The organism is Saccharothrix coeruleofusca, from assembly GCF_017876325.1.
GTDB lineage: Bacteria > Actinomycetota > Actinomycetes > Mycobacteriales > Pseudonocardiaceae > Actinosynnema > Actinosynnema coeruleofuscum.
In genome coordinates this window covers 5,483,917-5,500,505 of the sequence record NZ_JAGINV010000001.1, presented here as the reverse complement: position 1 = coordinate 5,500,505, position 16,589 = coordinate 5,483,917, and the positions used below count along the sequence as shown (strand labels likewise).

Sequence of the window (16,589 nt, the reverse complement as noted above, 5' to 3'; positions counted from 1 at the left end):
TGCCGGCCGGTAAGTCACGAAACGGGAGGCAATGGCATGAAGTACAAGAGGTTGGGGAACACCGGGCTGATAGTCTCGCAGCTCTGCATGGGCACGATGACTTTCGGCGGGGCCAGCGGTGTGTACGAGCACATCGGCAACGTCGACCAAGCGGGCGCCAACGAACTCGTCAAGGCCGCTGTGGACGGCGGGATCAACTTCTTCGACACCGCCGACGTCTACTCCGCCGGGGAAAGCGAAGAAACTCTCGGGCGGGCGTTCCGCGAGCTGGGGATTCCGAGGAACGAGTACGTCCTCGCGACGAAGGTGTACAGCCGGATGGGGCCGGGCCGCAATGACGTCGGTGCCTCGCGGGGGCACATCATGGATGCCGTCGAAGCGAGCCTGCGCCGATTGCGGACGGATCACATCGATCTCTACCAGGTCCACGCGACCGACCTGGTGACGCCGTTGGAGGAGACGCTCCGCGCTCTGGACGATCTCGTCAGGCAGGGCAAGGTCCGCTACGTGGGTGTGTCCAACTGGCAGGCTTGGCGGATCGCGAAAGCGCTGGGGATCGGCGAACGCCTCGGCCTCGCGCCGCTGAACACCGTGCAGGCTTACTACTCCGTCGCCGGGCGGGACGTTGAGCGCGAAATCGTCCCGCTGCTGGAGGAGGAGGGTTTGGGCCTGCTGGTGTGGAGTCCTCTGGCGGGCGGTCTGCTGTCGGGGAAGTTCAGCCGGGACAACCAGTCGCCGGACGGGGCCCGGCGTTCGGGGTTCGACTTCCCCGTGGTCGACAGGGACCGGGTGTGGAACGTGCTGGACGTGTTGAGGCCGATCGCCGAGGCGCACGGCTGCAGTCCGGCGCGGATCGCGCTCGCCTGGCTCCTCACTCGTCCCGCGGTGACCTCGGTGCTCGTGGGGGCCAAGCGGCTCTCCCAGCTCCAGGACAACCTCGCCGCGGTCGACGTCGTGTTGAACGAGGATGAGATCCGGCGGTTGGACGAGGTCAGTGAGCTGCCGCCCGAGTACCCCGGCTGGATGCTCGACACCCAGGGGGCGGACCGCTGGGGAGTGACGGACCTCTGGGAGAACCGGGTTTCGCCGGTGTCCTGATCGACCCGGAGGTGGACAGGCGGAGGAGGAGGCGTCCGTCAGGGATGCCTCCTCCGCTGGTGCCCAACACGATGCGAACCTGCTTCCGCCTTCGTGGGCCGGCTGCGTCAGGAGTGTCTGGCCAGTGCGAGCGTGAGTTCGAGGACCCGCTCGGGCGAGGTGAGATCTCCGAACAGGTCCCGCAACTGGCCCATCCGGTATCGCACGGTCTGCGGGTGCACGAACAGCGACGCCGCCACCTCGTCGCGCCGTCCGTGGTGCAGCAGCCACGCCCGCAGCGTCTCCTCCAGTCGCCGCGCGGTCGCCGGTCGCTGATCGCGCAGCGGTGCCAGCACTCGTGCGCGGAGGTCGGCGTAGGCCTCGGGATCGGCGCTGAGCACCAGGTCGACCAAGCACCGCTCGGTGTCGAGGGTGCCCTCGGACAGCGCACGGGCCCGCGTGGCCCGTGCGAACGACGACGCCGCCCGTGTCCACGGCCGGGCCGGGCCGACCACGGCGGAGCGGTCCGCCATGAGCCGCAGCACGTGCTCGCGGTCCGCGTCGGGCACCAGGAGCACGGCCGTGGAATCCGGCAGGTCCTCCAGCAGCAGCGTGCGGGGGTCGAGCAGCCGATGCGCCGAGCGGGCATGTGCGGACGGCAGCAACACCGCCGTCAGGGAACCCGGAGGCGTCCAGCCCGCCCGTTCGGCGCTCGCGAGCAACACGTCCTCGCTCTCGCCCGCGATCAGGTCACGGCAGAGCTGCTCCAGGTAGCGCTCCCGCACCCGGCCCCGGACGACCAGTTCGTCGGCGTGTCCGGCGGCGCTGGCGGCGGACAGCTCGTCGATGTAGACGAAGAGCAGCTCGGCGAACTTGGCGATCCGGTCGGCGGGCAGACCGGAGGACACGGCTGCGGCGGCGAGACTGCGCCACGCCACCCGCGCGCCGACCCGGTAGGCGCTGAGCAGGGCGTCCATCGAGCGGCCGTCGCGCACTTCGCCGCGGCCCAGCTCGTAGGCGGCCTCGGTGGCGACGTCCTGGGTGTCCGCGCCGTCCGCCACGTCCAGGAAGTGGCTCAGCGCGGTGCGCACGGCGCGGCGGATCGTGACACCCATCCGGCCCGACAGCGCGCCCTCGTAACTGGGCACCTCGTCGATCACCGCCTGGACCACCTCGTCGGCCGTGACCGGCAGCAACGCCCGCAGCGCCGCGATCGCGGCGTGGTCGAGGCCGAGCTCGGCAGCACCCTCGACGGCACGACTCATTTGTTCTCCCAGTACAAAACCAAGAACACAGTTCACGTCCTGCGGTCAGGACTTTACGCTCGAAGCCACATCATGCTGGATGCATGACAAGCGTCGCCCTCCGCGCCAGGGCGTTGAGGCTGCTGGAGATGGTCACGACGCCGCTGCTCCCCTCGGACTACCTGGACCTGGTCGCCCCGCTGCGCTCGGGCGCCGACCTGCGCGGTCGCATCGAGGCGGTCCACCCCGAAACCCGCGACGCGGCCACCATCGTGATCAGGCCCGGTCGCGGCTGGAAGGGCCACGTCGCCGGGCAGTACATCCGGGTCGGCGTGGACGTCGACGGCGTGCGGCTGTGGCGGGCCTACTCCGTCACCTCGCCCACGAGCCGGGCCGACGGCCGCATCACGATCACCGTGAAGGCGATGCCGGACGGCAAGGTCAGCAACCACCTGGTCCGCCGGGCCAAGCCGGGCACGGTCATCCACCTCGACCAGGCCAGCGGCGACTTCGTGCTGCCCGCCGTCAAGCCCGCGAAGGTGCTCTACCTGACAGCGGGCAGCGGCATCACGCCCGTGATGGGCATGTTGCGCGACACCGCGCTCGCCGACGTGGTCGTGCTGCACTCCGCGCCGACCGAGGCGGACGTCATCTTCCGCGACGACCTGCGCGACCTGGCCGCCGACAAGGCGCTCCGGCTGATCGAGCGGCACACCGACACCGCGGGCACCCTCGACATCACCCGCCTCGACGAGCACGTGCCTGACTGGGCCGAGCGCGAGACCTGGGCGTGCGGTCCGACGGGCCTGCTCGACGCCGCCGAGGAGCACTGGACGCGGCACGGCATCGCCGACCGCCTGCACACCGAGCGGTTCCGCCCCGCCGCGCTGGTCACCGGCGAGGGCGGCGCGGTCACGTTCACCACCACCGACAAAACCGTCGAGGCAGACGGGGCCACGCCGCTGCTCGACGTCGGGGAGCAGGCGGGCGTGCTGATGCCGTCCGGCTGCCGCATGGGCATCTGCTTCGGCTGCGTCACGCCGCTGCGCGCGGGCGCCGTCCGCGACCTGCGCACCGGCGAGGTCACCACGGCCGAGCCCGGAGTACTCATCCAGACCTGCGTGTCCGCCGCGGCGGGCGCCTGCGAGATCGAACGCTAGGAGCGACCAGCATGACCGCCATCGATCCCACCGCCCACCTGTCCGACGAGCAGATCGAGCAGCTCGGCCGCGAGCTGGACGCGCTGCGCGACGAGGTGATCGCCAGCCGGGGCGAGCGCGACGCCGCCTACATCCGCAAGGTCATCTCGGTGCAGCGCAAGCTGGAGATGGGCAGCCGGGGCGTGCTGCTGTTCTCCCTGTTCCCGCCCGCCTGGCTGATCGGCACCGCGGGTCTGTCCGTGGCCAAGATCCTGGAGAACATGGAGATCGGCCACAACATCCTGCACGGGCAGTGGGACTGGATGCGCGACCCGAAGATCCACTCCACGACCTGGGAGTGGGACCACGTCTCGCCCGCCGCGCAGTGGAAGCACTCCCACAACGAGCTGCACCACACCTACACCAACGTGATCGGCAAGGACAACGACCTCGGCTACGGCATCATGCGCGTCGACGAGGACCAGAAGTGGCACCCGTTCCACCTGGGCCAGCCGCTGTGGAACTTCATCAACGCCTGCTTCTTCGAGTACGGCATCGCCGCGTACGACCTGGAGCTCGGCAAGAACCTGCACAAGAGCCGCCGCAAGAACCCCGAGTTCCGGGCGCGGGCCCGCGAGGTCGGCAAGAAGATCCGCAAGCAGGTCCTGAAGGACTACATCATCCACCCGCTGCTGTCCGGCCCCTCGTTCCTCACCACGCTCGGCGCGACGTTCACCGCGAACCTGGTCCGCAACCTGTGGAGCCACTCGGTGATCATGTGCGGCCACTTCCCCGAGGGCGTGCAGACCTTCGAGCGCCGCTCGATCGACGGCGAGACGCGCGGCCAGTGGTACCTGCGGCAGATGCTCGGCTCGGCCAACATCAGCGGCAGCAAGGCGATGCACATCATGACCGGCAACCTGTCGCACCAGATCGAGCACCACCTGTTCCCGGACCTGCCGAGCAACCGCTACGGCGAGATCGCGCCGAAGGTGCGGGAGCTGTTCGACCGCTACGGCCTGGAGTACGTCTCGGGATCGCTGCCCAAGCAGGTCTTCTCGGCGTGGCGCAAGGTCTTCCGGCTCTCGCTGCCGAACAAGACGGTCAAGCCGAACAAGACGAACAAGCCGGTCAAGCCGTTCGGCCGCGCGAAGGAGCGCGTCGCGGCCTGACCGCATCGGGGCGGCCAGGACCGGGCGGTGGGCGCAGCGTGGCGGAACCGCCCACCGCCCGCGCGCCTGCGTAAACCTGCGTGAAGCAGCCGCGTCGGAGGAGTCCGTCGAGCCGATCAACCAGTCGTGCGCCGGGATGCCCGAGTGCGCAGCCAGGCGCCGTCCCGGCCGCGCCTGCGCGGTCGCGGACCCCGATCGGCTGTAGCCAACCCCGAGTTGACCCCGCACCCGAGGGCGGCGGCTACACGGCTCACCCAGGAGGTCATGAACCCCGCCGCGCCGAATGGGCGGGGCGCTCGCTGGAGGTGCTGTTCCGGATCTACGCCCACGTGCTCAGCGGCTCGAACGACGCCATCCGCGCGCTGGTAGAGGCGAGGCTGAGGGGGCTCAGGACAACGCGGAGTGACGTGATCGACGTCACCTGCGACAGGGGCCGATCGGGCTCTGTTGATCAAGTTCGACGGGGTCTCGTCGGTACACCATCGGTACAGACGCCCGTAGACGGCCGGTTTTGACCGGACACAGCCGGACAGGCAAAAGGCCCGCCGATCTGCGTTCATGCAGGTCAGCGGGCCTTTTGTGCTGGTGCCCCCGGCAGGATTCGAACCTGCGCTCCCGCCTCCGGAGGGCGGTGCTCTATCCCCTGAGCTACGGGGGCCGTAGCTACGGGGAGAAGCTTAGCGCACTGCGCGAAGCGCCTTTCACCCCCTACCCTCCAAAGTCATGCACACCCTCCGCGAGCGCTACGTGCAAGGCGATGACCTGCGGCTTCGTGTCGTGGAGCAGGGGCGCCCGGACGCGCCGACGGTGGTGCTGGTGCACGGCTACCCGGACACTTCGGCGCTTTGGGACGAGGTGGCGGCCCGCCTGGAGGGCAACTTCCATGTTGTGCGTTACGACACACGCGGTTCGGGCGGCTCCGAAGCGCCTGCCGCCAGGAGCGGCTACCGCCTTGACCACCTCACGAGCGACCTCAGGCGGGTGGTCGAGGCGACGGCCCAGCCGCCGGTGCACCTCGTGGGCCACGACTGGGGCTCCTGCCAGGGCTGGCACGCGGTGGAGCGCCACCCGGAGCTGTTCGCGAGCTTCACGAGCATCTCCGGCCCGTCCTTGGGGCACATCGCGGACTGGCTGCACCGCAACAGGCGTCACCCGCTCAGGGTGCTCAACGAGGTCCGCCACTCCTGGTACATCGCGGGCTTCCTGCTCCCCGTGCTCCCGGAGCTGCTGTGGCGGCTCACCCAGCGCCGGCGGACCCGCGAGCTGATCAACGGCCTGGAGTTGTACCGGGCGAACGTGGGCAGGGCTCCCGCGCCCATCAGGACCGCCACCAGGGTTCACCAGATCGAGCTAACTGGAGACCCGTTCGTGAAGATCGGGTACCTGGAAGCCGCGGAGCCGTGGGCGCCGAACCTGACGCGGAGCAGGCTGGACGCGAAGCACTGGGCGCCGGTGACCCACCCCGACGAGGTCGCGGACCGAATCTCGCGGGTTGCTCTCATGCGCATATGACTATATGTTCCCGCTCATGGGGCACGGACACGGGCACGGCGCCTCCGGCGGCGCCAAGCACGTCGGCAGGCTGTGGATCGCGTTCGCGGTCGGCGCGGCCTTCATGGTCGTGGAGTTCGCCGTCGGCATCGCGACCTCCTCGCTCGCCCTGGTCTCCGACGCCGCGCACATGCTCACCGACGTCGTCGGCGTGGGGATGGCGCTGGCGGCGATCATGGCCGCGCGCCGCGCGTCCACCGGGCGGGGGCGCACGTTCGGGCTGTACCGGGCGGAGGTGCTGGCCGCGCTGGCCAACGCCGTGCTGCTGTTCGGGGTGGCCGCTTACGTGGTCTACGAGGCCGTGGGGCGCTTCGGCGACCCGCCCGCGGTGCCGGGCCTGCCGGTGGTGCTGGCCGCCGGAGCGGGCCTGGTGGCCAACGTCGTCGCCTTCCTCGTGCTCAAGGACGGCGCGAAGGAGAGCATCAACGTCCGGGGCGCGTACCTGGAGGTGCTGGCCGACCTGGTGGGTTCGGTCGGCGTGCTGGTCAGCGGGGCAGTCACGCTGGTCTTCGACTGGCGCTACGCCGACCCGCTGATGGGTGTCGCGATCGGCCTGTGGGTGCTGCCGCGCACCTGGAAGCTCGCGGCGGGCGCGCTGCGCATCCTGTTCCAGCACGCGCCGGAGCGGCTGGACGTGGCGGAGATGCAGTCCGACCTCGCCACGCTGCCGGGCGTGGAGGAGGCGCACGACCTGCACGTGTGGACGCTCACCTCGGGCATGGAGGTCGCCTCCGCCCACTTGACGACCTGCCAGGACGCCGACCCCGCCGAGGTGCTGGAGTCGGCGCGGGAGCTGCTGGCGCGGCGCTACCACATCGAGCACGCCACGCTGCAGGTCGAACCAGGGGATTCCGCGCGCAAGTGCCGCGAAATCCCCTGGTGACCTCACCTCACAGCTTGGCGCACTGCCCCAGCTTGGGACCGCGCACCTCGTTGGCCCACCCGTTGTCCACGGGCGCGGGTTCGCCGCTCACGCAGGACAGCGGGCCCGCCACGGTGTTGGCCGCCAGCGCCGTGCCACCCCGGTTGCCGATCAGGGTGACCGGGCCGCCCACCGACGTGGCCTCCAGGGAGACCTCGCCGCGCGTGCCGGTGATGCTCACCGGGCCGCCGACCTCGGTGTCGACCAGCACGACCGCCGCCGCGCCCGCCGCGGAGACCGGGCCGCGCAGCTGCCCGCCGAACACGTAGAGCGACGCGCCCTGGGTGACGGCCACGGGGCCGGTCACCGTGCCGCCGTCCACGCAGGTCACGCCCTCGCGGACGGTCAGCGAGCCGGTGTGCTGGTCGGTGATGGTGTTCGCGCAGGTGACGAACGGCTTGGCCAGCAGCTCGACCTCGGCGAGGGTCGCCGAAGACGGGAACTCCAGGCGGTAGTGCTGGTAGTGGCCGGGCTTGGCGATCTTGAACGGCCTGGTCTGCTGCCGCCAGGTGAACGACTCGCCGGAGCGCTCGTCCACGGTGACCCAGGTCTTGCCGTCGTAGGAGCCCTTGAGCACCCACCCGGTCGGGTCGCCCGCCGCCTTGCCCGAGGTCAGCGTGTAGAACTCGGCCTTCTCCTTCTTGTCCTCCAGGTCGACCTGGAGCCAGGACAGCGAGCCCTCGGTGGTGGAGGTGTTGTCCAGCACCCGCGCCGGGTCGGCGGAGGCGGTCACCGTCGCCAGGCCGGTCACGTCGCGCAGCGGCTTGGCGGGCTCGCCCGCCGGGGTCAGCGACGGCGGGGCGGCGTCCGCCCCGGTGGCCCACTTCGACGGCCTGGGGCCCATGTCGAAGTCCAGGGTGCCGCCGTTGGCGATCTCCGAGTGCGGCAGGTACGCCTTGTCCCACTTCTTGCCGTTGACCTTCAGCGACTGGACGTAGATGTTGCGGTCGCTGTTCTTCGGCGCGTTCACCACGAGCTTGCGGCCGTTGTCCATTTTCACGGTCGCCTTGGTGAACAGCGGGGAGCCGATGGCGTAGGTGTCGTTGCCCATCTGCAGCGGGTAGAAGCCCAGCGCGCTGAACAGGTACCACGCCGACTGCTCGCCGTTGTCCTCGTCACCGGGGTAGCCCTGGCCGATGTCGCTGCCGGTGTAGAGGCGGCCCAGCATCTCCCGGACCTTCTCCTGGGTCTTCCACGGCTGGCCCGCGTAGTCGTACATGTAGGTGATGTGGTGGGACACCTGGTTGCTGTGCCCCAGCTGCCCCATGCGGACGTCGCGCGCCTCGGTCATCTCGTGGATGACGCCGTTGTAGGAGCCGGTGAACTTGCCCGTCTCGGGGGTGGCGAAGAAGTCGTCGAGCTTCTTGGCCAGCCCGTCGCGCCCGCCGTAGAGGTTGGCCAGGCCCTGGCCGTCGTGCGGCACCGAGAACGCCATGTTCCAGCCGTCGGTCTCGGTGTAGTCGTAGCCCCACACGCGCGGGTCGTACTCGTCGGCGGGCACGCGCCACGTCCCGTCGGGGTTGCGGCCCTGGAAGAACTTGGCGCCGGGGTCGAACATGTGGACGTAGTTCTGCGCCCGGTTGGTGAAGTACTCGTAGGACTCCAGGTACTTGGCCTCGCCGGTCCGCTCGTGCAGCTTCTTGGCCATGTTGGCGATGCCGTAGTCGTTGACGTAGCCCTCGATCGCCCACGACATGCCCTCGTGGGAGGCCGTCGAGGTGTAGCCGGTGAAGATCGAGGTCTCCAGGCCCTTGCGGCCCACGCCCGCGCTCGGCGGCGCCACGGTGGCGTTCTTCACCGCCGCGTCGTAGGCGGACTTGGCGTCGAAGTCCTCGACGCCCTTGACGAAGGCGTCCGCGAACGCCACGTCGGAGCTGGTGCCGGTCATCAGGTCGGCGTAGCCGGGGGAGGACCAGCGGGAGATCCAGCCGCCGTCGCGGTACTGCTGCACGAACCCGTCGGCCAGCTCACCGGCCTTGTGCGGGGTGAGCAGGCTGTAGGCGGGCCAGGCGGTCCGGTAGGTGTCCCAGAACCCGTTGTTGACGTAGATCTTGCCGTCGACGACCTTCGCGCCGGTCCGCGTCGGCGTGCTCGGGGCGGCTGGCTGCACCGGGCTGGCGTACTGGTACTTGGGGTCGGCCGCGGTGCCGGTGTTCTCGAAGCCCGAGTTCGGGTACAGGTAGAGCCGGTAGAGGTTGGAGTACAGGGTGGTGAGCTGGTCCTCGGTCGCGCCCTCGACCTCGACCATGCTCAAAACCTTGTCCCACGCCCGCTGCGCGCGGTCGCGCACCGAGTCGAAGGTGTCCGAAGTGGACACTTCCAGGTCGAGGTTCTTCTTGGCCTGCTCCACGCCCAGCAGCGAGGTGGCCAGCTTCAGCGTCACGGTCTTGTCGGCCGAGGTGTCGAACTGGAAGTAGCCCGCCACGTCGTCGCGGCCCACGCCGGTGAGCCTGCCGCTGCCCTTGACGGGCTTGTCCACCACGCCGTAGACGAACAGCCGGGTCGCGCCGACGGACAGGTCGCTCTTGACGTCGGAGTAGCCGGTCAGCACACCGGAGGCCGGGTCGAGGGTCAGCCCGCCCGCGTTGCTGATGTTGTCGAACACCAGGTTCGAGGTGTCCTCGGTGAAGGTGAAGCGGAACAGCGCGGCGTGGTCGGTCGGCGCGATCTCGGTGCGCATCCCGTTCTCGAACGTCACGCCGTAGTAGTGCGCCCGAGCGGTCTCGTTCTCGTGCTTGAACGGCAGGGCGCGCACCGCGCGGTCGGCGGTGGGGGTGCCGGTGGACGGCATCACCTGGAAGGTCTGCCGGTCGCCCATCCACGGGCTGGGCTCGTGGCTGGCGGTGAACGCCTGGATGGTCGGCAGGTTGTCGTCGTTGTTGGTCTTGGCGTACTCGTAGAGCCAGCGGGTCGAGCCCGCGTTGGTCATCGGCACCCAGAAGTTGAAGCCGTGCGGCACCGCGGTGGCGGGGATGTTGTTGCCGCGCGAGAAGGAGCCGCTGGAGTTGGTGCCGCGGGTGGTGAGCACGTAGTCGGTGGGCCGCGCGCGGTCGACGGTGGCGGGGGCGGACTTCACCGCGATGTCGTCGATCCAGCCGTTGAACGCGGCCGGGCCCTTGGGGTTGTCGTAGGCGACCAGGACGCGCTTGATCGTCTTGCCCTTGGCCACCGAGCCGATCACCGAGGCGACCCGGTTCCACTGGTTGGTGTAGAGCACCTTGGACTCGCCCTGGCCGCGCGGGGACAGCCCGAAGCCGTGCTGGTCGCGGGCGCCCAGGTCGCTGAGGTAGGTGCCGTCGGAGAACGCCAGGTCCACCGAGGCGTAGGTGGAGGGGTAGTTCAGGTCGTCGGTGATGAACGACGGGAAGATCAGGTAGGACAGCTCGGTGCGCGCGGTGACCGGGATGTCCACCTCGAACACCTTGTTGTAGGAGTAGCCGCGGCCCTCGGCGCGGTGCGTGCCCTGGTAGCGCAGCGCCTTCACGCCGGTGAAGCCCGCCCGCGCCTTGGCGTTGTAGCCGCCGGTGGCGCCCCTGCCCACGGTGGTGCGCATGTTCTGCGGGGGCGGCGCGTCCGAGCCGTCGGAGAACTGCACCTCGGCCAGCTGGGTGGCGTCCGGCGCGCCGGTGTTGGCGGTGATGTCGAGCCGGTAGTGCCGGTAGGCGGTGGTGTTGCCGGGGACCTCGTAGACGTTGGTCTGGTGCCGCTCGGCGAACGCCTCGCCCGCCCGCGTGTCGAGCGCGGTCCAGTTCTGGCCGTCGTTGGACCCGCTCAGGGTCCAGTCCTTCGGGTCACGCGGGCGCTCGTCGTTGGCCGACGACAGCGCGTAGCGCTTGACCGTGGCCGGCTCGGAGAAGGTGAACCTGACCCATCCCGTCCGGGTGAAAGCCAGCCACTTGGAGGTGATGTTGCCGTCGACGAGGTTCTCCTTGACCTCGCCCGCCTCGACGAACTCCGAGTTCGCCGCCACGTCCACGACCCCGTCGGTGATGTTGCCGGGGATGGTGGTGGAGTCGGCGCCGTCGACCCCCGAGGTCCTGGGCGCGCCGTCCGGGCCCGTCTCGACGGTGCTGCTCCACTTCGGCTGCGGCTGCCCGTCCTCGAAGGAGGTCGCGAAGATCGTCTCGCTCATGGCGGGCTCCCCCGGTGCGGCGGTCGCGGGGGTCCAGCCTGCCACCCCCGCCAGCACCACCGCAGCGGTCGTCGTCACGACCAGCGATCTCCTGCTTCGCATGTGCCCCATCGCGCACGCCTTTCGCCCCGATCCGGCCCGACTACCGGGCCGATTCGCGGGCCAGCGAAACTTTTGGCTGACATCGTTGTCAAGATCGGTCGCCCATTCTGTCCGCAGACCTGTCCGCCCGCTGCTCCAAGAGATCTACCCGCGCGGGCGGTGCAGGCTCGGGGGCGAACTTCAGCGGATCAGGTGAGAGTTATTCCGATGGGATGGTTGACCGCGAGTAGCGCTTACTCTCTGAGCGTAGTCGAGGTGGCCTCACCAGCGGATTCACTCAATCGTCGTAAATGTGAACCGGCCGGTAGTGGCATAGCGTTACGGGAACCTCCTCCTGGAGGCGGTGTCCTTCCGAAGAAGTGGAAGTAGGGGAGTCGGACGGGGAGTACGGGGGACGTGGTCCCCTTCCGACCGTGGCACGGGGCAGGTGCCGCGCCCGCATACACCTGCCCCGTGTAACTAACCAGTGCGCCTGCAAGTACCACCCAACGCCCCCGAACGGGCCGTTGTCCACTACCCGGCTCGGCGCGGGTGGTCAGGGGAGGGGTGCGGCGCCGCGCTGGCCGAGCAGCTGCTTCATGTAGTCGCCCTCGGCGGTCTGCGACTTGAGGATGTTCTCCGCCAGCGTGCGCACCACGTGCTGGCCCGCGTGCTTGGCCGCGTGCTCGGCCATCGGCGCGCCGCCTTCGTGGTGCCGCAGCATCAGCTGGAGGAAGTACACGTCGAACTCCTGGCCCGCCAGCGAGCGCAGCTTGGCCAGCTCCTCGGACGTGGCCATGCCGGGCATCAGCCCCGTGGCACCCGTCGTGCCGCCGTGGTGCGACTCACCCGAGCCCGCCATCCACGCCATGTGCGTGCCGTCGGGCGACTGCTCGGCGTAGCCCCACAGCGACAGCCAGCCCTTCATCCGCCCGACCTGCTCCTGCTGGGTGGCCTCGATGTCGAAGGCCAGCTGCCGGATCGCGTCGTCGGCGGTGCGGCCGGCGACGGCGCGGGCCATGGTCACGCCCTGCAGGTGGTGCTCGGCCATGTCCTGGGAGAACCCCACGTCGACCGAGTCGCGGGCGGGGGTGGACGAGGTCTCCGCGCCGGGCAGCTGGATCAGCAGGCCCACCGCCGCGCCCAGCAGGAGCACGGCCACCACGGCGACGCTGACGACGACCGCCCGCGTCGCCGTGGTGGTGCCACGGGATTCCACGATCAGCTGCTGGGCTGGGTGGACGGGGCCGTCCCGGTGTTGCCGGTCTCCGAGGTGTCCTCGGTGCCGCCCTCCATCGGGACCGCGCCCTCGCCCGGCGCCTCGGCCACGAACGGCGGCGGGTTGTCCACGTCGAAGGTGGACGAGTCGCAGGTCGCGCCGAGCTCGGGGTAGGTGTACTTGTTGGTCCGCAGCGACCGGATGAACTGGTCGATCCGCTCGTCGTCGGCGCTGTCCAGCTTCAGCTGGCGGCCCCACGCCTGCAGCGAGATCGGCTTGTCCAGGCCGGGGTAGGGCGAGAGCATGGTGAACGGCTGGCCGTCGGCCTTGGCCTTGAGCTTGTCCAGCGCGTCGCCGCTGACCTGGTCGGGGTTGTAGGCGATCCAGACCGCGCCGTGCTCCAGCGCGTGGACCATGTTCTCGTTGCGCACGGCCTTGTCGTAGACCACGCCGGTGCACACCGCCCAGGACTGGTCGTGCGGACCCCCGAAGGGCGGCGACTGGTCGTAGGCCACCCGCTGGTCCGGGGTGACGTGCTTGCCCGCCGGGTACTCCTTCTTCACCACGCCCGCGATCTGCTCGGACGGGTCCTTGTTCTCCTCGGAGGGCACCCACTTGGCCAGCGCGGCCTCCGCGGCGTTCTTCTCCGCGATGCGCGAGTAGGCGTAGGTGAACACGGTGCCTGCCAGCGCCAGGACGGCGATCACCGCGATGATGGTGCCCCACGGCTTCGGCTTGCTGGCCACCACCGAGGAACGCGCGGCCTGCACGCTGGAGCGCGCGGCCTTGGTCTTCTTGCCGCTGGTCATGTCCGCCTCAGGTATCGAAGTCGTACGCCGGTGCCGGAGCCAGTCTAGGGACTGGGTGTCTGGTCGCCGTCAACTGCCGTTCACCCGGTGTGCTGGTTAACAGTTGCCGTCCCAGCCTCCGGGATCGGTAAACCCGGTCGAGACCAGCGGGAACGCTTCCCTAGACTTGGGCGGGTGACTCCCGCTGCGCTCGCTGAACTGGTCCGTGCGACGGCCGTGGACGTGCTGTCCACCCGCGGCCTCGACCCCGCCGCCCTGCCCGCGGCGGTCACCATCGAGCGACCGCGCAACCCCGAGCACGGCGACTACGCGACCAACCTGGCCCTGCAGACCGCCAAGAAGCTGGGCGTGGTGCCGCGCGAGCTGGCCGGGTGGCTGGCCGAGGCGCTGACCGGCACCGGGGCCGTCGCCTCGGCCGAGGTGGCCGGGCCGGGCTTCCTCAACCTGCGGCTGGCCGCCGACGCCCAGGGCGCGATCGTGCGCGAGGTGCTGCGGCAGGGCCGGGCCTACGGCCACGGCGACCAGTTCGCCAAGATGAAGATCAACCTGGAGTTCGTCTCCGCCAACCCGACCGGCCCCATCCACCTGGGCGGCACCCGCTGGGCGGCGGTCGGCGACGCGCTGGGCCGCATCCTGGCGGCCAACGGCGGCGACGTGACCCGCGAGTACTACTTCAACGACGCGGGCGCGCAGATCGACCGGTTCGTCCGGTCGCTGATCGCCGCGGCCAAGGGCGAGCCCGCCCCCGAGGACGGCTACGCGGGCGCCTACATCGGCGAGATCGCCGCGGAGGTGCTCCGCCGCGAGCCCAGCGCGCTGAGCTCGCCGGACAGCCACGAGATCTTCCGCCGGATCGGCGTCGGGCTGATGTTCGACGAGATCAAGAAGGACCTGCACGAGTTCGGCACCGACTTCGACGTGTACTTCCACGAGAACTCGCTGCACGAGTCCGGCGCGGTCGCCGCAGCCGTGGACAAGCTCAAGGACTCCGGCGCGCTGTACTTCGACAAGGGCGCGTGGTGGCTGCGCTCCACCGAGTTCGGCGACGACAAGGACCGGGTGGTCATCAAGAGCGACGGCGACCCGGCCTACATCGCGGGCGACATCGCCTACCTGGTGGACAAGCGCTCGCGCGGCTTCGACCTGTGCATCTACATGCTGGGCGCGGACCACCACGGCTACATCGGCAGGCTCAAGGCCGCCGCCGCGGCGCTGGGCGACGACCCCGCCGCGGTCGAGGTGCTGATCGGGCAGATGGTGAACCTGGTCAGCGACGGCCAGCCGGTGCGGATGAGCAAGCGCGCGGGCAACGTCATCACCATGCAGGACCTGGTCGAGGCGGTCGGCGTGGACGCCGCCCGGTACGCCATGACCCGGTCGTCGGTGGACTCGTCCCTGGACATCGACCTGGACCTGCTGCGCAAGCGCAGCAACGACAACCCGGTGTTCTACGTGCAGTACGCGCACTCGCGGCTGGCCTCGCTGCTGCGCAACGCCGCCGACCTGGGCGTCGAGCCCGGCGACGCGCTGGAGCTGCTCGACCACGACCGCGAGGGCGACCTGATCCGCACCATCGGCGAGTTCCCCCGCGTCGTGGCCACCGCCGGTGAGCTGCGCGAACCGCACCGGGTCGCGCGCTACCTGGAGGAGCTGGCGGGCACCTACCACCGCTTCTACGAGGCGTGCCGGGTGCTGCCACGCGGCGACGAGGAGACCACCGACCTGCACCGCGCCCGGCTGCAGCTGTGCGCGGCGACCCGCCAGGTGCTGGCCAACGGCCTGGCCCTGCTGGGCGTCTCGGCCCCGGAGCGGATGTGATGCGCGCCCACCCCGCCGGCCCCCGGCACGCCGACGTCCTGATCCCCGGCAGCACCGCCGGGGTCCGCCCGCAGACCCCCGAGGAGCTCGACGAGCTGCACCCCCGCGTGTGGCCGCGCAACGCCGCGCGCGGCGACGACGGCGCGCTGCGGGTGGCGGGCGTGGACGTCCGCGCGCTGGTCGAGGAGCACGGCACGCCGCTGTTCGTGCTGGACGAGGCGGACTTCCGGTCCCGCTGCGCCGAGCACGCCCGCGCCTTCGGCGACCCGTCGCTGGTGCACTACGCGTCCAAGGCGTTCCTGTCCGTGTCGGTGGCCCGCTGGGTCGCCGAGGAGGGCCTGAGCATCGACGTGTGCAGCGGCGGCGAGCTGGCCATCGCGCTGCGCGCGGACTTCCCGCCGGAGCGGATCGCCTTCCACGGCAACAACAAGTCCCACGGCGAGCTGGTGGCCGCGGTCGAGGCGGGCATCGGCGTGGTGGTCGTCGACTCGTTCTTCGAGATCGCCAGGCTGGACCAGATCGCCCGCGAGCGCGGCCGGGTGCAGCCGGTGATGATCCGGGTCACCGTGGGCGTCGAGGCGCACACCCACGAGTTCATCGCCACCGCCCACGAGGACCAGAAGTTCGGCTTCTCGCTGACCTCGGGCGACGCCGCCGAGGCGGCCCGCCGGGCGCTCAAGGCCGAGGGCCTGCGGCTGGTCGGCCTGCACAGCCACATCGGCTCGCAGATCTTCGACGCCAGCGGCTTCGAGATCGCCGCCCGCCGGGTGGTCGGGCTGCTGGCGCAGCTGCGCGACGAGCACGGCGACGAGCTGCTGGAGCAGGTCGGCACGCTGGACCTGGGCGGCGGCCTGGGCATCGCCTACACCCGCGACGACGACCCGCCGCCACCCGCCGAGCTGGCCAGGCAGCTGCACAACATCGTGTCCAAGGAGTGCGAGCACGCCGGGCTGCCGGTGCCCAAGGTCGCGGTGGAGCCGGGGCGCGCCATCGTCGGACCGGGCATGGTGACCGTCTACACCGTGGGCACCATCAAGGACGTCCAGCTCGACGCGGGCGCCGTGCGGCGCTACGTCAGCGTCGACGGCGGCATGAGCGACAACATCCGCACCGCCCTGTACGACGCGGTCTACGACTGCAGGCTGGTCTCGCGGCCCGCCGAGCCGGACGCCGAGGCGGTGCTGTGCCGGGTGGTCGGCAAGCACTGCGAGTCCGGCGACGTGGTCGTGCGGGACTGCTGGCTGCCCGCCGACCTGGCCCCCGGCGACCTGCTGGCGGTGGCCGCGACCGGCGCGTACTGCTACTCGATGGCCAGCAACTACAACCGGCTCTCCCGGCCGGCGCTGGCCGCGGTGCTCGACGGCGAGGCCCGGTTGCTGCTGCGCCGGGAGACCGAGGAAGACCTGTTCCGCCTGGAGGTATGAC

Annotated in this window: 11 protein-coding genes and 1 tRNA gene; 7 read left to right on the top strand and 5 right to left on the bottom strand. The window is 70.3% G+C overall.

What is annotated here, in order from left to right; all coding sequences use genetic code 11:
* Nucleotides 1-36 precede the first annotated feature (36 nt).
* Nucleotides 37-1,098, top strand: a complete 1,062-nt coding sequence (locus tag JOF41_RS24810) for an aldo/keto reductase (protein ID WP_209622311.1) — start codon at nt 37-39, stop codon at nt 1,096-1,098.
* Between the two features lie 107 nt (nt 1,099-1,205).
* Here JOF41_RS24810 and JOF41_RS24805 read toward each other — a convergent pair whose 3' ends face one another.
* Nucleotides 1,206-2,342, bottom strand: coding sequence for a PucR family transcriptional regulator (locus JOF41_RS24805; protein WP_209622309.1), 1,137 nt, complete (start codon nt 2,340-2,342; stop codon nt 1,206-1,208).
* Nucleotides 2,343-2,425: 83 nt separating this feature from the next.
* Between JOF41_RS24805 and JOF41_RS24800 the strand changes: the two genes are divergently transcribed.
* Together JOF41_RS24800 and JOF41_RS24795 are read left to right on the top strand one after the other, a co-directional pair.
* Nucleotides 2,426-3,481, top strand: coding sequence for a ferredoxin reductase (locus JOF41_RS24800; protein WP_209622306.1), 1,056 nt, complete (start codon nt 2,426-2,428; stop codon nt 3,479-3,481).
* 11 nt (nt 3,482-3,492) lie between these two features.
* Complete coding sequence (locus tag JOF41_RS24795; protein WP_209622303.1) at nt 3,493-4,632, top strand: fatty acid desaturase family protein; 1,140 nt, start codon at nt 3,493-3,495, stop codon at nt 4,630-4,632.
* Between the two features lie 583 nt (nt 4,633-5,215).
* Here JOF41_RS24795 and JOF41_RS24790 read toward each other — a convergent pair.
* Nucleotides 5,216-5,290: transfer RNA gene (locus JOF41_RS24790), tRNA-Arg, on the bottom strand.
* 65 nt (nt 5,291-5,355) lie between these two features.
* Here JOF41_RS24790 and JOF41_RS24785 point away from each other — a divergent pair.
* The gene (locus JOF41_RS24785; RefSeq protein ID WP_209622300.1) at nt 5,356-6,144 is read left to right on the top strand and encodes an alpha/beta fold hydrolase; all 789 of its coding nucleotides are present in this window, start codon (nt 5,356-5,358) and stop codon (nt 6,142-6,144) included.
* A gap of 16 nt (nt 6,145-6,160) precedes the next feature.
* On the top strand, nt 6,161-7,066 hold the full coding sequence (locus JOF41_RS24780; RefSeq protein WP_209622297.1) for a cation diffusion facilitator family transporter: 906 nt from the start codon (nt 6,161-6,163) through the stop codon (nt 7,064-7,066).
* A gap of 7 nt (nt 7,067-7,073) precedes the next feature.
* Here the strand turns inward: JOF41_RS24780 and JOF41_RS24775 are convergent, their stop codons facing one another.
* From JOF41_RS24775 to JOF41_RS24765, 3 genes are all read right to left on the bottom strand, one after another.
* Nucleotides 7,074-11,348, bottom strand: coding sequence for a GH92 family glycosyl hydrolase (locus tag JOF41_RS24775; RefSeq protein ID WP_209622295.1), 4,275 nt, complete (start codon nt 11,346-11,348; stop codon nt 7,074-7,076).
* Between the two features lie 526 nt (nt 11,349-11,874).
* Nucleotides 11,875-12,537 (bottom strand): DUF305 domain-containing protein, encoded by a 663-nt coding sequence (locus JOF41_RS24770; protein ID WP_229795317.1) that lies wholly within the window; start codon nt 12,535-12,537, stop codon nt 11,875-11,877.
* Between the two features lie 2 nt (nt 12,538-12,539).
* Nucleotides 12,540-13,346 carry a thioredoxin-like domain-containing protein gene (locus JOF41_RS24765; protein ID WP_189222642.1) on the bottom strand — a complete coding sequence of 269 codons (807 nt, stop codon included), beginning with the start codon at nt 13,344-13,346 and terminating at the stop codon, nt 12,540-12,542.
* Between the two features lie 174 nt (nt 13,347-13,520).
* On the opposite strand from JOF41_RS24765, the gene argS reads away from it, so the two are divergent.
* The gene (gene argS, locus JOF41_RS24760) at nt 13,521-15,164 is read left to right on the top strand and encodes an arginine--tRNA ligase (protein WP_189222643.1); all 1,644 of its coding nucleotides are present in this window, start codon (nt 13,521-13,523) and stop codon (nt 15,162-15,164) included.
* Nucleotides 15,164-16,588, top strand: a complete 1,425-nt coding sequence (gene lysA / locus JOF41_RS24755; protein WP_209622292.1) for a diaminopimelate decarboxylase — start codon at nt 15,164-15,166, stop codon at nt 16,586-16,588. The genes argS and lysA overlap by 1 nt, the downstream gene beginning before the upstream one ends.
* Nucleotide 16,589 lies beyond the last annotated feature (1 nt).

Coding starts and splice junctions, on each gene's coding strand:
- JOF41_RS24810 (WP_209622311.1), top strand. CDS start 37: ATGAAGTACAAGAGGTTGGGGAACACCGGGCTGATAGTCTCGCAGCTC.
- JOF41_RS24805 (WP_209622309.1), bottom strand. CDS start 2,342: ATGAGTCGTGCCGTCGAGGGTGCTGCCGAGCTCGGCCTCGACCACGCC.
- JOF41_RS24800 (WP_209622306.1), top strand. CDS start 2,426: ATGACAAGCGTCGCCCTCCGCGCCAGGGCGTTGAGGCTGCTGGAGATG.
- JOF41_RS24795 (WP_209622303.1), top strand. CDS start 3,493: ATGACCGCCATCGATCCCACCGCCCACCTGTCCGACGAGCAGATCGAG.
- JOF41_RS24785 (WP_209622300.1), top strand. CDS start 5,356: ATGCACACCCTCCGCGAGCGCTACGTGCAAGGCGATGACCTGCGGCTT.
- JOF41_RS24780 (WP_209622297.1), top strand. CDS start 6,161: ATGGGGCACGGACACGGGCACGGCGCCTCCGGCGGCGCCAAGCACGTC.
- JOF41_RS24775 (WP_209622295.1), bottom strand. CDS start 11,348: ATGGGGCACATGCGAAGCAGGAGATCGCTGGTCGTGACGACGACCGCT.
- JOF41_RS24765 (WP_189222642.1), bottom strand. CDS start 13,346: ATGACCAGCGGCAAGAAGACCAAGGCCGCGCGCTCCAGCGTGCAGGCC.
- lysA (WP_209622292.1), top strand. CDS start 15,164: ATGCGCGCCCACCCCGCCGGCCCCCGGCACGCCGACGTCCTGATCCCC.